Raw genomic sequence first — 2,197 nt, 5'->3', positions numbered from 1 at the left:
CAACCTTGCCCTCAAACGAGTTCACCAGGAGCCGCATCCATGGCCAAGAAAAGAACCGCCGCCGCGCCGAGAGACGCAACCGACACCGCCACGATCCACGACGTGAAGCTGCGACGCGGTGCGGGTGGCGAGCTTCACCAGACGGCAGAAGGCGACACGCCCGTGCTGACGACTGCCCAGGGCGGGCCTGTCGCCGACGACCAGAATTCACTTCGCGTCGGCCCGCGCGGGCCGCTTGTCGTCGACGACTTTCACTTCCGTGAAAAAATCTTCCACTTCGACCACGAGCGTATTCCCGAGCGCGTCGTCCATGCCCGAGGATACGGCGCGCACGGCTTCTTCGAGACCTACGAGTCGCTCGCCGCCTATACCAAGGCCGACCTCTTCCAGCGCGCGGGCGAACGCACGCCGGCTTTCGTGCGCTTCTCCACGGTGGCCGGCAACAAGGGTTCGGCAGATCTTGCCCGCGACGTGCGCGGCTTCGCAGTCAAGCTCTACACCCAAGAGGGTAACTGGGATCTCGTCGGCAACAACATTCCCGTGTTCTTCATCCAGGACGCCATCAAATTTCCCGACCTGATCCATGCCGCCAAGCAGGAGCCCGACCGGGCGTTCCCGCAGGCACAGACCGCCCATGACAATTTCTGGGACTTCATCAGCCTGACGCCGGAAAGCATGCACATGGTCATGTGGACCATGTCGGACCGGGCCATTCCGCGGTCCCTGCGCTTCATGGAGGGTTTTGGCGTTCATACCTTCCGCTTCGTCAATGCAAAGGACGAGTCGACCTTCGTCAAATTCCACTGGAAGCCGAAGCTGGGCCTTCAGTCCGTCGCCTGGAACGAGGCGGTCAAGATCAACGGCGCCGACCCGGACTTCCACCGCCGCGACCTCTGGCAGGCGATCCAGTCCGGCAACTTCCCCGAATGGGAATTGCAGGTCCAGCTTTTCGACCAGGAGTTCGCCGACAGCTTCGATTTCGACGTGCTCGACCCGACAAAGCTCATTCCGGAGGAAATCCTCAAGCCGCAGCCGATCGGTCGATTGGTGCTCGATCGCATGCCGGAGAATTTCTTCGCCGAGACCGAGCAGGTCGCGTTCATGACGCAAAACGTGCCCCCGGGCATCGACTTCAGCAACGACCCGCTGCTGCAGGGCCGCAACTTCTCCTATCTGGATACGCAGCTGAAGCGCCTCGGCGGCCCGAACTTCACCCATCTGCCGATCAACGCGCCGAAGTGTCCCTTCGCGCATTTCCAGCAGGATGGGCACATGGCGATGCGCAATCCGGTCGGCCGTGTGAATTACCAGCCGAATTCGTTCAACGAAGGTCCGCGTGAGTCGCCAACGCGCGGCCACCGCCCCTTCCCTGCCGAAGAGCAGGGCACCAAGGCCCGGCTGCGCCCGGAAAGCTTCGCCGACCACTATAGCCAGGCCCGGCAGTTCTTCATCAGCCAGACACCGCCGGAGCAACGCCACATCGCAGCCGCCCTCACCTTCGAACTCAGCAAGGTCGAAACGCCGGCTATCCGAGAGCGCATGGTGTCGCACCTTCTGAACATAGACGAGACGCTCGCGACGACAGTGGCCCAGAAGCTCGGCCTCCAGCCCATGCCGAAGCCGGCCGATGCGGCTGTTGCGACGCGCCAGGATCTCGAACCCTCGCCCGCGCTCAGCATCGTCGAGAACGGGCCGAAGCGCTTCGAAGGCCGCAAGCTCGGCATCCTTGTCACCGACGGTGTCGATGCCAAGCTGCTGAATGGGCTGATCACGGCGGTCAACAAGGAAAAGGGCACGTGCGAACTGATCGCGCCCAAAGTCGGCGGCGTGACGGCATCGGATGGATCGTTGGTCAAAGCCCACCACATGATCGACGGCGGGCCGTCGGTCCTTTTCGACGCGGTCGCGTTGCTGACCTCTGTCGAGGCGATCGACGACCTGGTGGCGGAGGCGGCTGCGCGCGACTTCGTGGCGGACGCCTTCCAGCACTGCAAGTTCATTGGTTACGACCAGTCGGCCATGCCGTTGCTGGCCAAGGCCGGGATCGCCGATGCGCTCGATGAGGGTATCCTTGCCCTTCCCGGCGAGGATGGGCTTTCCGGTTTCGTGGCGGAACTGGGCAAGTTGCGCGTATGGGGCCGAGAGCCATCCGTGAAGCTCGGCAAGGCATCGCAGCCCGCCAAATAAAGCTCGGCAA

General features: G+C 63.1%; 1 protein-coding gene. It reads left to right on the top strand.

The window, feature by feature from the left end:
• The first annotated feature begins 39 nt into the window (after positions 1-39).
• Positions 40-2,187, top strand: coding sequence for a catalase (katE, locus tag GB927_RS34150; protein ID WP_256121578.1), 2,148 nt, complete (start codon positions 40-42; stop codon positions 2,185-2,187).
• The last annotated feature ends 10 nt before the right edge of the window (positions 2,188-2,197 follow it).

It is taken from the genome of Shinella lacus (assembly GCF_010994755.1).
Classification (GTDB): Bacteria; Pseudomonadota; Alphaproteobacteria; order Rhizobiales; family Rhizobiaceae; genus Shinella; species Shinella lacus.
The sequence above is the reverse complement of the archived record's forward strand: the minus strand, read 5'-3'. Positions and strand labels throughout refer to the sequence as shown.